A 21,059-nucleotide genomic window follows, 5' to 3' on the forward strand; every position below is an offset into this window, starting at 1 on the left:
TCCCATATGAGTTGTGAGGCAATATACTTTGATAGCTGGAAAGTGTTCGGGTAATCAAACATCACTGTTTCTCTTAAATTCAGATTACATTTACTATTCATTTTTTGTATAAATTTACCTGATAGAATAGAGTCTAATCCGAGTTCCATGAAATTAGCCTCATTATCAAATTCATCGAGATCATCTAAATATAAAATTTCATATAGAATTTCTTTAATCAATTGTTGGATTTCCAACGTTTCAGGTGAATCTTCCGACTGATTATCATTTATTATCGAATAATTGTAATTCTCATCTTCCTGGTGCAAAATGCTTTCTAATGAAATAAATTCAGTCCCTAAAATAGCGTCTAAAGAAATAAAGTCTTGGCTTTCTGATTCATTCGAAAGATTGTCTTCTTTCACATTTAGCCAAAACTGCTTTTGTCTAAAAGGGTATGTAGGGAGCTGTGAAATATGTTTTGGGACATTATCGTTATATAATTTTTCCCATGACAAAGAAGCTCCGTTTACCCATAACTGAGCCCATTTAGACAAATCCTTTTCCGAATTAAGATTATCTATTTGATGGTCGAAAAGCGGATTTTGCAGTGTTGACTGGGAATTACCTCCTTTGTTCATATTCTCCGTATAGCTATTGTGATTGGTCACATCATTCAGGTAATCCTCAATGTTATTTATTAACTGTTCTGTGTTTTGGGCGATAGAAGCAAACCTTCTTTTCATTGCTTCTCGCTTATTTTGCAGGATATATGCGAGTTGGCACAGATCCAGATCCGGTTGTTTTGCCAAATATTCCTTCCAGATCTGAAGATACCTTCTCAACGAATGATTGGTTTTTGCAGAAAAAACAAATAGGTTCGGAGTACCTTTAGAAGGAATAACAATGGCATGGTCAGCTGGCTTATCATACTCTTCCAATATTAAATGCGAGTATACACCTCCGGCCCCAAAGCTGTTGATTCCGATACGCCGCGGGCTTCTATCCCCATCGACATCCATATTCGGCCATTCCACAAAATTCGTTTCAATCTTAAAGGGCAGCGTATTAAATTTAATATTCGGATTAAGTTGCTCCGGTAATTTGGTCGGACACAGCATCTTATGTTTGAATTGTAGTAATGCCTTTATAAACTGAGCCATCCCCGATACCGATTCACCATGTCCTAATACGGATTTAACAGAACCCATCGTATAGAATTGGCTTTCTTGATCTCGAAACTTCTGAAACACCTTAGATATGGCTGACATTTCAATCGCATCGACCATCTCTGATCCGCTTGCTGCGGCTTCAAAATGTCTTATCGATCGCGGATCCACATTAGCCGTGTTCAAAGCCTGCTGTATGACAGCGGCTTGCTTGGCTGGATCAGGTACATTATAGCCATTCGTCTTCCCACTATGAGAAACAGCGCTTCCTTTGATTAAAGCCCAAATATGATCGTTGTCTTTTTCCGCGTCGGATAATCGTTTAAGAACTACTGCTCCCACGCCTTCAGACGGAATAAATCCGATTCCTCCTTTATCAAATACACTACTACTTGAAGAATCAGAAATTAATCCAGCTTGAGAGAGACTTATATAATTGCTAGGGTGCAGATATAAATTTACCGCTCCGACAATGGCCATTTTAATTTCCCGGTTCCTGATACTTTCACAGGCCTGATGAAGAGCTGCAAGCGAAGATGAGCACATCGTATCAACCGGAACACTAGGACCATGAAAATCCATAAAGTATGACAATCGATTGACTAAAGATGAAAATGATGTATTGAAAAACTTATTGGAGGTATTATTCCATAAATTAAATCCTGTTTTCGTAACTCCGCCAAAAACCCCAATATGTTTTCGTAAGCTTTCATCTATTTTCGATGGTACATATCCCGCGTCTTCAACCGCTTTCCAGCACTCTTCTAAAAATAGGCGTTCCTGCGGATCCATTCTTTCCGCTTCAGCAGGTGATATATTAAAAAATAACGGATCAAAATCAGCAAATCCTTCTAAAAAACCACCCCATTTGCTGAAGCTTTTTCTTTGGGCTACAGCTTCCTCTCTATCCGGATTAAAAAATCCTTCCAAAGACCAGCGTTCTTCAGGTAACTCTGTAATGCAACTTTTTCCACTTTTTAAGTTTTCCCAAAACTCGTCAACATTTTTTGCCTTTGGGAAACGACCGCTCACGCCTATGACAGCTATTGGCTCATTTTCATGATGGTCATATCCAACACTTCCCCAACTCCTCTTAATTGAATCAGGCTTGCTCCTTTTCAATGTAAGCTTTGGAAATAGGGTACTATTTTTTGTAACTGAACTTTTTGTAGCTGAGCTTCTATCACTTGAATTTTCTACTTCGACTTCAATTTCATTCCCGGTCCATTTCATACATTCATCCGGATATTCAGAAGCTAAATATTCTCCTAAGGTTGATAAGTTCCGGTATTCAAAAAATAAGGTATTTGATAAATTATTAAAATAATCAGCAATTTTCTGATTCAGCAAGGTTAGCTTGATTGAATCAATTCCGTAAGTGTCGAATGGTTCTTCCGTGTCTATTTGATTTATATTTAGCTTTATACTTTCTCCGAGTAGTACCGTCAGTTTGTGTATGACTTTTTCTTTTAGTATGTCTATATTTACTTCTTTCATGTTTAACTTCGGTTGGTGTGTATCTTCTTTCAATTGTGTTAAACGTATTTTTTTTCTGATTTTTGCCGTATCACCCTCCAAAATCATAACCTGATCGTTTTCTTGAACCAAAGCTTTATAGAACGCTTTTATACCTGTCTCTGTCTTCATCGGGATCATGCCTATCTTCTCAAACATGATTTTCTCAATCTCTTTGTCGACGTGCATTCCGCCTTTTTCCCATAACGGCCAGTTTATCGAGAGGGTTTTTCCCCAGCGTTCTCCCTTTTCTACTAATTTATTTCTATAGCTTGCATACACATCCATAAACGCGTTCGCTGCCGCATAATCTGCCTGACCTGGGTTCCCGGATTCTCCGGCTCCTGATGAGAATAGAAGGATAAAGTCCAGATGGATGTCTCTTGTGAACTCGTCTACATGTAATAATCCGGTTACTTTGGGTTTTAGCACTTCCACGAATTCTTCTTCTGTTTTATTGATAATATAGTTATCCCGTATTACCCCGGCGCTATGGAAGATTCCATTTAACGTGCCATAGGTTTCTGTTATTTCGGCTATCAATTCCTTGACTTGTTCTTTTGTTGTTATATCCGTTCGCTTGTATTCTACTATAGCTCCCATTTCTTTTAAGACGTTCAATTGGGCTTGTTTAGTCTCATTTAGCTCTGATCTTCCAGTCAGGATCAATTTTACATCTTTCACTTTTTCCGCTATCTCTTCGGCGAATAGGAAGCCTAAGCCCCCAGCCCCTCCTGTTATTAGATATACGCCGCCTTCTTTCCAAGGGAACTCTTCTTCATTGCTTCGATCGAGTAATGCTGTTTCCTCAAGGCTTTTGAGATATCTCACGCCTTCATCGTCGTATCTTATCTCTCTATCTTGCAGGCTTCGACTGTTCGCTTCCAGCTTTTCAACTATTGCTGCAATCTCTCTTTCAGCAGATAGTTGAATGATCTGATACAAAAGTTTTGAATTCTCTAATTGAGCTGTCTTTAACAGACCCCCTAACCCTCTAAATATTTCTTTATCCTCATCAGTAAAGACGACGATCTGAACGAGAACACTTCCTTTCGGCTTACTCTTAAGGATACTTTTTATCTCAGCAAACAACTGTTTGGCGTACTTTTCATATCGGATGCCCAAATTCTTCTCTTCGCTTCGTAATATTCGACATCTCGCCCCTGTTATCCGAGTCTCAAGGCTTTCAGCGGTTATTCTTTTATCCGCTTCGCACAGTATGATTTCTCGTTGTACACGATTAGGCATTGTTTCTACTTGTATTGTGCCCGATTGTTTCCATACGGGGTGCAGCATGATAGAGCCAATGTCTGTTTTGTCCTCGCTTTCTGCTTCCAGCGCTCTGAAGGCAAATTTTTTCATCCGTACATGGATCTTACCGTTTTCATCGCATATGTCGATATTAAGCGTCTGCATTTTATCATCGGAAGTAACACCTTCAGTCTTTCTTACAAATGCCCACATATTCTCACTGCATTTGTCTATAACTTCCAATTGTTCTAGGGTGGAGGGCAGACTTGGGTTATTCATTGATAAGCCTATAGCTGCCTGTATGGCGGAATCTAGTAGGCTTGGATGCAGGAGATAGTCTTCCGCCTTTGCTCTTACTGATTCCGGCATAGTAAGCTTTGCCAACACCTTACCTTCTCCGACGTATATACAATCGATCCCCTGATGTCCACTTCCGTAATCGATCCCTAAGGCTCTAAATTTCTCGTAACATTCGTTTCCGGTTATGATTTTATCGTTACATTCGGTTTGTAATTTCCGGATATCTATACGTTCTAAATGCGGTGACTCACTTGTCGAAACGAAGACCGCTCGACCCTGACAGTGCACAATTGCCTCTTCTTCCCTATTCGATCCTTCGCTATATATCTCATAGCTAATCTCACTGTTTTCTTCCGGATATACACTGATGTGTACATCCTGGCTTTTACCGTTTACGTCGATGGGTCTTGACCACACGATATTCTTTAGTTTTATTACACTTTCTTCTGCCCTGGGTACTGATTCATGAATCGCTGCTCTGATCATCTCCAGGTATGCCGCTCCAGGCAATATTTTTTCTCCCATTACGACATGATCCCTTAAGAAAAACTCATTCCCGGTCAGTGTACTGCTAAATCTCTGTCCTTCCAAATTAGATGTGTTCCTATGGAGCAACGGGTGTAAATAGCCATTTGCCTTTAGACCCGCTACACTGTTTTCCTCTGCTTCAGCTTCTATTTCTGGAAGCCAGTATCGTTCCCGTGCGAAAGGATATGTCGGCAAGCTTATTCTTTTGGGCTTACTATAGGTATATAGCCTTTCCCAATCAACGTCTAAGCCTGTTACCCATAAGTCTAATAGCGTCGAATACTTCTTCCGCTCTATCCATTTACCGATAACTTCCTGCAATTCTTCATTCGATTTTAATAGTGAAACAATATTGTGCTGTTTCTTCCCCTGGCTTTTGTATAGGTCGACTATGTCAATTTTCCCTTTTAGAAATCCATCCAGTTTCTCTTTTAAATCATCAATTGATATAACTATTACTCCCAGTCGCTCCTCCATTGTTTCCCGACCAACTTGCAGTGTATAGGCTATGTCTACTAAATCTTTATCTTCAAATCGCTGATTTTTTATCGCTTCCAACAGCCGCTTCACCTGATCTTTCAGGCTGTCTTCCTTTTTCGCTGATAATACAATTAGCGCCGGGTTTTGTACTGTTATTGTCATTTGATTTTGCTCTTGAATCTTCGGTATATACTCCTCTATTATTATGTGTCCACTCGATCCTCCTGCGCCAAATGATGAAATACCCGCTATTCTCGGATATTCCTTCATCTCACCTTCTATCTCGACCACCGGAGGTATCCATTCCTCCAGCTCTTGCTGTACTCTAAAGGGTGTAGTTTTGAAATCAATATTAGAATTTAGCACCTCTGAATGGAGGCTCGGTACTAATTGCTTGTGTTTGATCTGTAATAATACCTTTGAAACTCCCGCTATCGCGGCTGCTGCTTCCAAATGTCCAATGTTGCTTTTGGCTGACCCTATTGCGCAGAATCCTCGTTCATTCGTGTATTCATTAAAAGCCTTTGTTATTCCCGCTATTTCTATCGGATCTCCTAAAGAGGTTCCTGTTCCGTGAGCTTCTATATAACTAATACTTCTCGGGTTCACTTTTGCTTCAATTAATGCCTTGTTAATAACATTGGCCTGTGCACTTAAATTTGGAACGGAATACCCATTAGTCTTTCCTCCGTGGTTGATGGCCGTTGATTTAATAATTCCATATATTTGATCTCCATCAGCCTCAGCTTGCGATAACGGCTTTAAAAGTATAGTTCCGACTCCTTCGCCAGGCACATAGCCATCTCCACCACTGCCAAAACTTTCACATCTACCTTTACTTGACAAGAAGTTATACCGGCTCAAAAATAAATACTTATTTGGATGTAATGAAAGATTTACTCCCCCTACTACCGCAAGTTTACATCCCCCTTGCTTGATACTTTCGCATGCCACGTGTAGTGCCGTTAAAGAAGAAGAACACATGCTATCAATAGACATACTTGGTCCATTAAAATTGCAAAAATAAGATACCCTATTCGCGATTGATGATGATATTCCGGATAAAGCTAAGGGTTTACCTTTCATTTGACTCTGTATACCATATAGATGGTATTCTGCAAAAGTAACTCCTACAAAAACACCTACATTTCCTTCTAAACCAACATTTTTGTATTTGCTTAATGCCTCTCTTGTATATCCTGCATCCTCTATTGTCTCATAGACGCACTCCAAGAATAACCTTTCCTGTGGGTCCATGAATTCGGCATCCTCAGGCGAAATATTAAAAAATAACGGATCAAATTTATCCACATCAGCGATAAATCCTCCCCATTTGCTATTCATCTTTCCAGGCTTGAACTTATCTTCATCGTAATAGAGAGTGTAATCCCATCGATCTTTTGGTATTTCATCTACACAGTCTTTTCCTGCTTTCAGGTTTTCCCAGAATTCATTTATGTCCTTTGCCTGCGGATAACGTCCGGAGAGGCCTATTACTGCAATGTCAATATTTTTGCTGTCATGAATAGGGAGGGCATCCAATTCTAACTTTGAAATACTTAGAGGGTTTGGTTTATTTGCAAAAGTTTGTATCACATCAGTCTTAAGTTCTGTAGACTTCTTATTCCCTTCAATCTCATCGTTTTCTTTGCCATCTAGTTCGAATAATTCCATTAGTTTGTTTTTATATGTTTTTAAGAAATATTCAGCTAGAGATTGAAGAGTCTGATATTCAAAAAATAGTGTCATCGATATTGATCCGAATGATTTCTCTAATTGTCCCGATAGCTGTTTTATCATTACCGAATCTATTCCATATGTCTCCAGTGAAACATCGGATTCTATCCGGTCTACCGGTATATTACTTACTGACGAGAGCACTTTTTTGAAATAATTTACTGTTTTCTCTTTCAGTATATTCTGAGTAAGCTGCGCCTTGTCTTCTTGTATTGCACTTAGTTCTTTCAGTTCTCCTTCTTTTTCTTCCAGTACTCTCGATGTTACATTTGTTCCTATTATACTGTCAGTGTTAGTTTCTATCTTCGGAATCCAGTATCTCTCTCGTGCAAAGGGATATGTGGGCAAGCTTATCCTTTTGGGCTTCGCTTCTTTATACAACCTTTCCCAATTAAAGTCCAAACCTTTCACCCAGAAATCCAATAGTTTCCCGTATTTTCTCTTGTTTATCCATGAGTCTAATGCCTTTTGTAAGTCTTCATCCGCTTTGAAGATTGCCAGTGTATCCTTTTCCCTCTTCACACGGCCTACGTACATGTCTTCTATGTCTTCCTTATCCGCCAGAAATCCTCTCAGTTTTTCTTCCAGTTCTCTAATTGAGGTCACCGTCATTCCCAAACGAGCCCCCATAGCTTCTCGACCTATCTGTAAGGTGTATGCTATATCCGAAAGATCTTTATCTTCAAATCTTCCTTTCTCTATCTCTCTCAATAACTGCTTCACTCGTTCTTTTAGCTTCTCTTCTTCCTTCCCTGATAATATGATTACCGCGGGATTCTCAACTGTTATGGTTATCGCAGAATGTTCTTCATTCTCCGGGATGTATTCTTCTATCACAAGATGGGCGTTCGATCCTCCGGCGCCGAATGAGGATATCCCCGCTATTCTTGGATATTCCTTCTTTTCTCCATCCTTCTCGATTACCGGGCGTTTCCATTCTTCTAACTCTTGTTGTACTTTGAATGGGGTCTTCTCAAAATCTATGTTGGGATTTAATATTTTTGAATGCAAACTCGGTACCAGCTTTCCATACTTCATCTGCAACAACATCTTCGTTACACCCACGATCCCCGCAGCACTCTCTAAATGTCCGATATTGCTCTTGACTGAGCCTATCGCGCAAAACTGCTTTTCTTCCGTGTGGTCTTCAAAGGCCTTTGTAAGTGCTGTTATTTCTATGGGATCGCCTAACGCTGTTCCTGTACCATGGGCCTCTATGTAACTGATATTTCTTGCATCTACTCTTGCTTCTTTTATCGCTTCCCTTATCATGCTCGCTTGCGCGTTCGGATTCGGCACTGTGTAGCCGTTTGTCTTTCCTCCATGGTTTATTGCCGAGCCTTTGATAACTCCATAGATTTGGTCTCCATCTTCAATAGCTTTAGACAAGGGTTTTAGCAGTATCGCTCCGACTCCTTCTCCTGGCACATAACCGTCTCCACCTTTTCCAAAGCTTTCACATTTTCCTTTACTTGATACAAAATTACCCTGACCTAACAGTAAGTATTTATTGGGATGTATGGATACATTTACACCGCCGGCAATCGCGAGCTCGCATCCTCCTTGTTGTATGCTTTGACAAGCCAAGTGTATGGCTACCAAAGATGAAGAGCACATCGTATTAAGGCCGATACTTGGACCATGAAAATTACAAAAATAAGATACACGATTAGCTACCGATGACATAATCCCGTTAAGAGCAAGCATTCGACCTTGAGCTTGTTCCTGAGCTCCATAAAGTTGGTACTCATCATACATAACACCTACATAGACTCCAACATTCCCTTCCAGTCCAAAGCGCTGATATTTGCTTAAGGTTTCCCTGGTATACCCTGCGTCCTCCAGTGTTTCAAGGACGCACTCCAAAAACAACCTCTCCTGCGGGTCCATGAATTCTGCTTCATGAGGAGTGATATTAAAAAATAACGGATCAAATTTATCTACATCATCCAGAAATCCTCCCCACTTGGTGTAAGTCTTCCCTATCTTATTCTTGTCTTCATCATAGTATAGATTGTAATCCCAACGCTCTTTCGGTATCTCGGTTATACAATCCTTACCTCCACACAGATTCTCCCACAACTCATCCAGATTCTTTGCTTGTGGATATCGACCGGATACTCCGATGACGGCTATGTCTTCCTTCCCAGGCTTTTCTATAGTAGGAATGACTGGAAAGGCAAATCGCGAACGTTGTGGTTTTTTGATCACTTGTTTTACAGGTTCTTTATTGGCTGTGGATTTTTCAGGTTCTGCGATAGATTGTACTTTTTTCTTCTCAATCCCCAGCAGCTCTATCAGTCTATCTCTGTGGGATTCAATAAAGTACCCTGTTATGGAGTGGATGTTCTGATATTCAAAAAACAATGTCTTTGATAGTGAGCCAAAGGTTTTCTCCAACTCATCAGTCATTTGCATGATCACTAAGGAATCTATCCCGTATTTTTCCATAGGGGCGTCTGATTCTATGCGGTTTACCGGTAACTTGATTACGGATGACAGCAACTTCTTGAAATAGGTTTCCGCCTTCTCTTGCAGTGTTTCTTGAGCCACTGTTATCTTATTACGTCTTTCTTCTGTTGCTTCATTTTTTCCTGATGATGCTATACGGCTTTCTTTTTCAATAAACACTTCACGAAGTTTCTTAATATCTCCTTCCATAATCATCACCTGATCATTTTCTTGAACCAAAGCTTTATAGAAGGCTTTTATACCTGTCTCTGTCTTCATGGGGATCATGCCTATATTCTTAAACATGATTTTCTCGATCTCTTTGTCGATATGCATTCCGCCTTTTTCCCATAACGGCCAGTTTATCGAGAGGGTTTTTCCCCGGCGTTCTCCCTTCTCTACTAATTTATTTCTATAGCTTGCATACACATCCATAAACGCATTCGCTACCGCATAATCTGCCTGACCCGGGTTCCCGGATTCTCCTGCTCCTGATGAGAATAGAATGATAAAGTCAAGATTTACATCTCTTGTGAACTCATCAATATGCCATAATCCGGTTACTTTGGGCTTAAGTACTTCCACGAATTCTTCTTCTGTTTTATTGATGATATAATTATCCCGTATTACCCCGGCACTATGAAAAATTCCATTTAGCGCGCCATAGGTTTCTATTATTCCGGCTATCAATTCCTTGACTTGTTCTTTTTCTGCGATATCCGTCCGCCTGTATTCGACTATAGCTCCCATTTCTTTTAAGACGTTCAATTGGGCTTGTTTAATCTCATTTAGCTCTGATCTTCCAGTCAGGATCAATTTTACATCTTTTGCTTTTTCCGCTACCTCTTCAGCGAATATAAAGCCTAAGCCCCCGACCCCTCCTGTTATTAGATATATACCTCCTTCTTTCCAAGGAATTTCTTCTTCATTGCTTCGATCGAGTAATCTCGTTTCCTCGATGCTTTTGATAGATCTCACACCTTCATTGTCGTATCTTATCTCTCTATCTTGCAGTCTTAGACTGTTCGCTTCCAGCTTTTCGACTATTGCTTCAATCTTTCTTTCAGCAGATAGTTGAATAATCTGATACAAAAGTTTTGGATTCTCTAATTGAGCTGTCTTTAATAGTCCCCCTAACCCTCTAAATATTTCTTTATCCTCATCAGTAAAGACGACGATTTGAACCAGAACACTTCCTTTCGGTTTACTCTTAAGAATGCTTTTTATCTCAATAAACACTTGTTTTGCATACTTTTCATATCTGATACCCAAACCCTTCTCTTCGCTTCGTAATATTCGACATCTCACCCCTGCTATCCGAGTTTCAAGGTTTTCAGAGGTTATTCCTTTATCCGCTTCACACAGTATGATTTCGCGCTGTACGCGATCAGGCATTGTTTCTACTTGTATGGTGTCTGATTCCTTCCATACGGGATGCAGCATTATAGTGCCAATATCTGCTCCTTCACTCTTTCTTTCAAACATCATCTTTGCCCTCCCTTTCTACTTCCAGCGCTCTGAATGCAAACTTTTTCATCCGTACATGGATCTTACCGTTTTCATCACATATGTCGATATCAAGCTTCTGCATTTTATCATCGGAAGTAACACCTTCACTCTTTCTTGCAAACACCCACATGTTTTCGCTGCATCTGTCTATAACTTCCAACTCTTCTAGGGCGAAGGGTAATTTTGGCTTTGTTCTTTCCTTATTCCCTGTAGTGCCGTTACCTATTGATAAACCGATAGTTGACTGTATGGCGGAGTCTAGGACGCTTGGATGCAGGATATATTCTTCCGCTTTTGCTCTTACTGATTCCGGCATAGTGAGCTTTGCCAATACCTTACCTTCTCCGACGTATATGCACTCGATACCCTGGTGTCCACTTCCATAATCGATCCCTAAGGTTCTAAATTTCTCGTAACATTCGCTTCCGGTTATCATTTTATCGTTACATTCGGTTTGTAATTTTCGAACATCTATACGTTCTGAATACCGTGACTCACTTGTCGGAACGAAAACCGCTCGACCCTGACAGTGGACGATTGCCTCTTCTTCCCTATTCGATCCTTCGCTATATATCTCATAGCTAATCTCACTGTTTTCTTCCGGATATACACTAATGTGTACCTCCTGACCTTTACCGTTTACGCCGAGCGGTCTTAACCACACGATATTCTTTAGTTTTATTGCGCTTTCTTCTGCCCTTGGTACTGATTCATGAATCGCTGCTCTGATCATCTCCAGGTATGCCGCTCCAGGCAGTATTTTGTCTCCCATTACGACATGATCCCTTAAGAAAAACTCATTCCCGGTCAGCGTACTGCTGAATCTTTGTTCTTCCAAATTAGATGTGTTCCTATGGAGCAAAGGGTGTAAATAGCCATTTGCCTTTAGACCCTCTACACGATTTCCCTCCGCTTCAGCTTCTATTTCCGAAAGCCAGTATCGTTCCCGTGCGAAAGGATATGTCGGCAAGCTTATCCTTTGGGGCTTACTGTAGGTATATAGCCTTTCCCAATCAACGTCTAAGCCTGTTACCCATAAGTCTAGCAGTTTTTCATATTTTCTCTTGTTTATCCATGATTCGATCGCTTTTTGAATGTCTTCATCAGCGCCCAAAACTGCCCCCATGGCTCTATCACTCTTAACACACCCGCGAAAAATATTTTCAGTTTCATCCTTATTTTCAAGATATGCACTAAGCTTTATCTCCAATTGCGCCAGAGACGTCACCGTCATGGCCATTCGCTCTTCCAGTGTCGCTCGTCCGACCTGGAGCGTATAAGCGATATCAATCAAATCTCCATTTGAAAGCCGCTGACTTTTTACTACTGCCAATAAATTGTCCGCCTGCTCTCGAAGTCTTTCTTCATTCATTGCTGATAATACGATGATGACTGAATTCTGCTGGGTAATATTGATCTCCACACTTCTTGCTTCAGCAGGCATATACTCCTCCACTATGACGTGCGCGTTTGCTCCTCCTGCTCCAAAAGATGATATACCCGCTCGCCGTGGAAATCTCTTAGTGTCAATTATTGGTCGATTCCATTCTGACAGTTCCTGCTGGACAACAAATGATGTCTTGCTAAAATCTATACGCGGGTTCAACGTACTGGAATGCAGTGAAGGCACTATCTGCCCATACTTCATCTGTAGCAACACTTTAGTCAAGCCGGCAATACCCGCCGCACTCTCTAAATGACCTATGTTCGACTTTACCGAACCTATCGCGCAAAACTGTTTATCATTTGTACTCTCTTCAAACGCGCCTGTAAGACCCGCAATCTCAATTGGATCTCCCAGCTCCGTACCTGTACCATGTGCTTCAAGATAACTTATTGTTCTCGCGTCAATATCGGCCCGTTGTAATGCTTCTTTAACCAACTGACGATGCATATTCGGATTGGGCACAGTATACCCATTAGTCTTTCCTCCAGCGTTTATCATGCTCCCTTTGATAATTCCGTAAATATGATCTCCGTCCTTTTCCGCGGCAGATAAGGGCTTTAACACGATAGCTCCTACTCCCTCTGCGTCTACGAAGCCATCTGCCCCTGCTCCAAATGACTTGCATTCATTACCCGAAGATAACATTGTTTTTCCTGATAATCTTTGGTAATGAAAAGGATTTACAATCAAATTGACTCCACCTGCAATGGCACATTCACTAGTCCCGTTATAAAGACTCTCCACTGCCAGGTGTATCGCTACCAAGGACGATGAGCACGCAGTATCTATTGACATACTCGGCCCTTGAAAATTCATGACATAGGAGACACGATTCGCTATCGACCAAAATGAGGCCCCCGTGATGTAATCCCCATTCATCGCTCCAGCAAAAACACCTACTTTTCTCGTGGCGCTTATATTGTCTGGAGTGTATCCGGCATCCTCAATACTTGCATATACCGTCTCCAGGAATAATCGCTCCTGGGGATCCATTTGCTCGGCTTCTCTTGGTGATATCCCGAAAAATAACGGATCAAACTTATCTATATCTTCAATAAAACCGCCCCACTTGGTGTATATCCCTCCATAAGCCTTTTTATCTTCGGTATAATACTTCTTCCAATCCCATCTGTCCTTTGGGATCTCTGTAATACAATTTTTTCCCTTCTTAAGATTGTCCCATAAGGCTTCGATATTTTTGGCTTGAGGATAACGTCCGGCTACTCCGATGATCGCAATATCCTGTACTCCAGGATAAACACGATTACTTCCCATAATGGCCCTATCATTTACAAAAGAGGTCTCATCTACTTTAGTAGCTGAGACCTCTTTCCTGGTTACCAGTGAAGCAGTTACTGATAAACTCTGATCAACATTTGAAACAAATTTTCCAGTTATTACTTCACTATGATTGTTGATAAAATAATCTACAAGCTCATCTAATGAATTGTACTCATAAAATAGGGTGCTAGATAAAGCCCCAAAAACCTGTTCTAATTGTCCATTCAGCTCCATAATCATTAATGAATTAAAACCAAATTGCTCAAAACTTTTTTTGCCGATAACTTGCTGAACTGACATTTTTGTAACAACAGCAATTTTTTCAGCAATTACTTCTTTTACTTTTTGTTTATCAGGTGCTTGCTGACTCGTTTCAATATATAAATTGGGGGAATCCGCATATTGATCATTGAAGTTATTATTTAACTTGAATTTATTCCCATATAGAACACCAATGTTCGCATAACGACTTGATAAAATAGCAAAAAGAGCTTCTAGAGCAATTTCGTCTGTTAGACCTTCCCATCCCTTGTCATCTTTCATTTTATTGAGAGCTAACTCTGATAATTGCATTCCACCTGATAACCACAGTGGCCAATTAATAGAAATACTTTTTCCAGATAAATGTCCCTTTTGACACTCACTATCTCTATAGCTAGCAAAATAATCTATAAATCCATTAGCATAAGCATAATCTGACTGCCCCTTATTCCCAAAAGAAGATGTAATAGATGAAAAAAGGACCATAAAATCTAATTTTTCAGTACTCGTATACTTATTCAAATAAACAGTTCCTGCAACTTTAGCTTTTATGACTTCTTCAAAGTCACTCCAGTCTTTATTAAAAAACAGCCCATCATTAATGACACCAGCACAATGAAAAACACCTCTTATAGGTCCCAACTCGGTAGTTATAACGGTCAGTACATCTTTAACGCTGCTCTCTACGGCAAGGTCGCAGCTTTGATAAACCACATTATCACTTTGAATAGAAGCTAGTAATCGATCCGTTTTTGCATCATGAGTGGACCTGCCGAGTAACACAATTTTTGTTAATGGGTGCCGGCTGAGATAACGAGCTATAACTAAACCAATGCCACCTAATCCACCTGTAATGATATAGACACCATTGAAATGATCATTTTTTGATAATTCAATAGCCGTTTCTTTCAGCTCTTTTTCCATTCTGACTGTATGGTTATACTTAATTTCTGCTGAAGAAGAAAGATGAAAAAGCTCCTCTATCGTCCTTCTACTATCTACTTCCATCCAGTTATGGGTCAATGTCCTGAATCGAAAAGCAGGATTTTCTAAGCATATTGTTTGCATAAAAGGACCAAGACCAGCATAAAAAGGATAATTTTCATTATCCTTAGTGTCTATTAAACATAACAAATTATAATTTCGCTTTTCTCTTAATTTCATCAATGCTTTACAAAGTAAATATAAAGGATGTACCACTTCTTTGGCTCTGGACAATGGTGCTTCACTGTTATTTTTTATAACAGGAAAATAAATCAAGTTAGAAAAATCAATGGAATGTGCATTAAAACTATCTAATAACTTATGATAGTCATGCGCATCATGAAAATTTATTTGATAGAGATTATTATCATTAATAAATTGTGTTCCTGCTTTAACCAGAATTACTCTTTTCACTAAATTTTCCTGCAAAATTGCCTGATAATTAGTATCATCATGATCGAAAAGGACCACTGTTTCCTGCTTGAAAATTTTATTACTATTCATATATTTTTCATTCCAATGTGGAGTATAAAACAATAGTTGTGAAGCTTTTTCTGACAGCGCTTTTAACATAAAATCTTCTACTTCAACCAGAGTTTCACCTGATTTATCATATATATTAATATTACATTTTACATATAAATCTGTTTCATTGTGTTGCATGATTTTGATTAATGAATAACAGGGAGCCGTAAGTGTCTTATAAACACGAACTTTTCCAATTGAAAACGGAAGATACATATTTCCAGAAGAAAAAATATTCTTAAAGCCAACAACAGCATGCAATGCACCATCAAGTAAGATGGGATGAAGAATACCATTTTCATAGCTAATCCGATCTATTCCAAAATCAACTTGTGCTAGTAATTCATTGTTATTCATAAAAACATTTTGTACGACTTGATAAGCTGCGCCATACTGACACTTTGACTTAAGATGCTGATTATAAATAGCTTGTTTATTATATCTTAAATGAGAATTAGCAATAAAACTTTCAATATCAAATGGTTTTAGAGAGCTATTCTGAGATTCTTTATATGCTCCAGTAACAATGATGTCATCCCCACTACTGAGAACAAAAGTCATAGCTGAGGTATCAATTGATAAAGTTATGCTTGTATCCTGCTCTCCTAAATGGACTGATTTAATTAAGTTGACGTTTTCTATTACGATTTCATCTTTAAGGACATTATGCATTTCCAAAGCCTTATAGATCATTTCCACAAAAAAGGTTCCAGGAATAATAATTGTTTCATTGATCCTATGATCCTTAACTAGCTCATTTTGATTGTTTAATAAAACAGTAAAATGAATTTTATGCCTTTCCCTCACTATATTTTCAAATAAAGCGTGCTTTAAAGACTTTGTTGAATTGATTTGTTGCTTGTCTGATCTTTCAATCCAAAATCGCTTCTTTTCAAAAGGATATGTAGGTAATGAAATCTTTTTATAACGAGTGTTTCGATACAATTTTTCCCAGTTTATTTTACTTCCATTAAGATAAGTGTTTTTCAAGCTTTCCATATGTTCTTTATATGCCATATTATTTATTTCTGGCTTATTTAATAGATCAATTATTTTATCCCATTCAGCATTATCATTATTTCCAACTACTTCAACATTTATATTCTCATAAGTCTTTTCAAGTATAGCTAGCAATTGTTCCTTACTCTCTACAACAAATGCTAATCTTTCATCAAAATGATTTCTACCTATACTCAACGTGTATGCAATATCCCCAATGGATTGTTCATGAGATCTTTTTAACCACTCACCAAGCTTTTTTACTTTCTGCATAAGACTCTCATTTGATTTAGCTGATATCGGTATCAAATAACATGGTTGTTTAATCGTGTATCTATTACTATCATTTTTAAATTCTTCAATGACAACATGACTATTAGTACCACTAAATCCAAAAGAGCTGACAGCAGCTTTTCTCAGAGTTGATTTGGATCTCCACTCTTTTAAGGTTGTATTTACAAAGAACGGACTGTTTTCAAAGTCTATATGTTCATTAGCTTTTTCAAAGTGTAAAGCTGGAGGGATCAAATTATTTTCCAATGACAATAATATTTTAATTATCCCAGCAACTCCTGCAGCAGCTATTGTATGCCCGATATTGGTTTTTACAGAACCAATGGGGCAATATTGTTTTGCTTTGGAAGCCTTCCCAAATACATCTGAAAGAGCTTTTATTTCAATAGGATCGCCAAGTTTAGTCCCTGTTCCATGGGTCTCAATATAATCAATAGAAGCTGGGTCTATCTTATTTTCATTATAGATTGTTTTAAGTAAATTTAATTGACTTAAAGCACTAGGTGCTGTTATCCCATTGGTTTTACCATCCTGATTGATTCCAGAAGCAGATATAACTCCATAAATATGATCTTTATCCTCGATTGCTTTGTCTAGTTCTTTGAGTACAACAACTCCTACCCCTTCACCAGGAACAAAACCGTTGGCTCTGTTATCAAATGTTCTACACATCCCATCAGGTGATAACATGCCCAATTTGGAAGAAGTCAAATAAAGATCGGGAGTAGACATAATGCAAATACCACCTGCTAAAGCCATTTCACACTCACCATTAAGTATACTTGTTGCAGCAAGATGAATGGCTACCAGTGAAGAAGAGCAAGCTGTATCCAGACTTAAGCAAGGTCCTTTTAAATTGAGAAAATAGGCAATTCGCGCTGCTAAAATGGCAAAATCATTTCCCATCAAGCTATAGGGATTGGGAGGATTTCTGTCCTCCTTAATAATATCAATATAATCGCCTGGCCTAGCGCCTATAAAAACCCCAACATTTTTATTACTTAGTTCATGCTCTGAGTACCCTGCATCTTCTAGAGCATGGTAACATTCTTCAAGACAAATTCGTTGTTGCGGATCCATGTTCTCACTTTCAATCGGTGTTATAGAAAAAAAGTCTGCATCAAAACGATCAATATCAGAAACGAATCCTCCCCATTTACTGATTGTTTTATAGTCCTTTTTGATATCAGGATCATAATATTTTTCTATCGACCATCTATGTGCAGGAACGGTCTGAATTGAATCAACGCCATTTTTGAGATTTTCCCAGTATTCATCAGTGGAATTTGCGCCTGCATATTTGCAAGACAATCCAATTATTGCTATTTTTTTGACTTTGTTCTTTGTTTCATTACTTTCTTTTTTGTCCACATATGATAAATCCTGAATGGGGCTGGCAAAAGATATACTATTACTAATAGAATGATTCTTCTTCTGACTTGATAAAAATACACCCAGCTCATCAATACTTGAGTAATCATACAAGTCACTCACTGCGAGGTCTGTCCCAAATTGTTTGTTAACTGTATTTAAAAAGTCTACTATAGTCAAAGAATCAAAGCCTAAAGCATAGTATTTCTTTTCACTTTCAATTAATGAAATATCTACTTGAAGGACTTTAGCTGCTAACGCAATTAATATATCTTTGGTAGCTGTGTTTGTTATAATAGGCTGAGGTTCGAAAGATGCTTGATTAACATTAGACTTTATTTCTAATTTATGTGCTAATTCTGGTTTTAAATTCTTATTTGAATTTAAATAAGTAGTTAACTCATCAATGCTTGAACAATCATATAAATCAGTAATTGCTAATGCTATACCAAACCTCTTATTTACTGCGTTTAAGAAGTCTACTATAGTAAGTGAATCAAAGCCTAAAGCATAGAACTTTTTTTTACTCTCGATTAAGGAAGATTCAACTGATAGAGCTTGTGCCGTGAGAGAAACAAGCTGTTCTTTTATCTCATTAGTTGAAATAAGACTCGTTTTTTGATTATTTATGGATTGGTCTGTTAACGTTAATAATTTTTGCCGATCTATTTTACCATTTGGGGTTCTTGGTAACTTTTTTACTCTAAAAAAAGAAGAAGGTATCATGTAATCAGCAATTTTTTCTTTTAAAAATGAGTACAATTCTTCGTCTGTGATTGATTTCTGATCACATAAAGCAATAGCAGAATAAAGACGACTTACTCCCTGTCTGATTTCTTTAACAAAAACTGCACATTCAGCAATAGCATCGTTTTGTGCAATCACTCGTTCAATGCCAGTTAATTCAATCTTAATCCCCCTAATTTTCACCTGATGATCACGCCGCCCTAAAAGTTCGATAGTACCATCAGGTAAATAACGGGCAAAATCGCCCATTTTATACAATCGGGGACCTGAGTTATCTTTGAAAGGGTTTTCAATAAATTTCGATTTATTACCTTCATGATCATTAAGATAACCTGTTGCTAAAGGCAAACCACCGATATGCAGTTCTCCTGCAACACCGATTCCAGTAAAGTTTAAATCTGAATCAAGAATGTATGCTTTGACATTTTTAATTGGTTTAAAGCCAGGTAATTTATCCTCTCTTTTTGTTTTAGTTTTTGAATCAAAATATAAAATGCCATTTACTTCTGTTGCACCAAAGTCATTTAATAAAGTAGCCTGAGGTACTATTTCTTTAAATTGCTTCAATAAATTTAGTGTTAACGGTTCTCCTGCTGTAATGCATAATTGCATCGTTGATAATAAACTTTTATCTTCTGGAGATTCCAGAATACGTTTTAAAAGTGAGGGAACGACAGTAAGATGTGATATCTTATGTCGAGCAATAGCATTAATAAGCTTATTGGGATCTTTTACAATAGTATCAGCTAAAACAACTGTTGGAACTCCTTTCAACACCCCTCCTAGAAACTCCCACATCGAAGGTAAAAAGTTCATACTAGTGCGTTGACACATACAAGACGTTTGTTTGAAAGGATACTGAGACCAGAGCCAGTTAAAACGATTAAATAATTGTAACTGTTTGTGAATAACACCTTTAGGTCTCCCTGTTGATCCAGAAGTATACATGATTAAACAGTCATTGTCTAAAGAACTCTTACTCGCTGAATGGCTTTGTTTGTACGAAGCAGCATTAATAATATTTTGCTCATTCATCACAATTGTCCTGTAGTTAGAAATTCCACTCACATTCTGATCTGTTGTGAATATTAATTCAACTCTAGCATCCTCAATGATATAATTGAGGTCTTCCTTAGAATAAGATGTGTCCAGAGGGACATAAATGTTTCCTGACTTAAAAACAGCAAGCATAGCAATTACGGTATAAATAGACCGTTCACCACAATAGCCAATTACATGATTTGTTAAGTTTAATTGCATGATTTCTAAAGCCAAATGATCAACTGAACAAAGTAAATCAATGTAAGAAATTGAAGAAATATTACTTTTATTATCTTCATAACTAATAGCAATTTCTTGTGGTGTTTTATGTACCTGTTGTTCAAATAAATCATAAAGCGTTTGATTTGATGGATACGAGGCAATCATACCTGTCCATCTGTTTATCTTATTTATTTCTTTTAAAGAAAGATAGGAATTAGAAGAAATTGTTGTATCTGGATTTTTTAAAAAACCTGATAAATATGTGAGATAATTATTAACTATTCGATCTATCATATTTACAGAAATTAAGTGCGAGTTATATTTTAATGTAAATATAACCTGTTCTTCCTTTAAAGAAAGGTTTATTGCCATAACATTACTTGATTCAGTGTCAGTTAATACAAGATTAAAGCTATCCAGATCATTTATATTTATTTGTTCTTTTTCTAATAATGAGGATATATTCTCCACTAAATCTGCAATTTTTGATTGTTTAGTACATATAGAAATATCAAGTTTAGCTTTTTTTCCTTTGCACTCAATTATCCAGGGGGTTATATCACCATCCGTATATCGATAAAATAAAGCGATAAATATGCTAGCTAAGTAAAGGTGATTCATGTTGTTAAGTGAATCATCAATTGCTATATTTTTTAATAACTTCTCACCAGTTAATAAAAATGTTCTATATAAAAACTGGGTATCTTTCTTGCTTCCAGATTCAACGAATAAAAAATCAAGCCCGGCCCAACTTTTTTCATGAGTGTTTTTATTAGAAATTGTCAAATCAATTAATTGACTATTTTTAAGGAAATCTTTTAATAACTCTTTATGAGTTATAATGTATTCTTGTATATCTTTAGCTAATTCATTTTCAAAATAAATATCATTTTTTTTAAATCCAAAATTAACTTTTGAACTACTTAAAGTCTTTAATAACTTGAGAATTTCCATAATTTATCACCCTT

At 37.9% G+C, this 21,059-nt stretch carries 1 protein-coding gene and 1 pseudogene; both read right to left on the reverse strand.

The genetic code is table 11. From position 1 onward, the window contains the following. Positions 1–32: 32 nt before the first annotated feature. A pseudogene (locus GK047_RS23765) lies at positions 33–10,898 on the reverse strand (SDR family NAD(P)-dependent oxidoreductase); the annotation flags it as partial. After that, positions 10,888–21,045: an SDR family NAD(P)-dependent oxidoreductase gene (locus GK047_RS23770; protein WP_163952462.1), complete on the reverse strand. Its 10,158-nt coding sequence runs from the start codon at positions 21,043–21,045 to the stop codon at positions 10,888–10,890. The pseudogene GK047_RS23765 and the gene GK047_RS23770, both read right to left, overlap by 11 nt. Between the last annotated feature and the right edge of the window lie 14 nt (positions 21,046–21,059).

The sequence above is a fragment of the Paenibacillus sp. SYP-B3998 genome, assembly GCF_010820665.1.
Lineage (GTDB): Bacteria > Bacillota > Bacilli > Paenibacillales > NBRC-103111 > Paenibacillus_E.

Excerpts from the sequence above, each read along its gene's own strand:
- GK047_RS23770 (WP_163952462.1), bottom strand. The coding sequence starts at position 21,045 with ATGGAAATTCTCAAGTTATTAAAGACTTTAAGTAGTTCAAAAGTTAAT.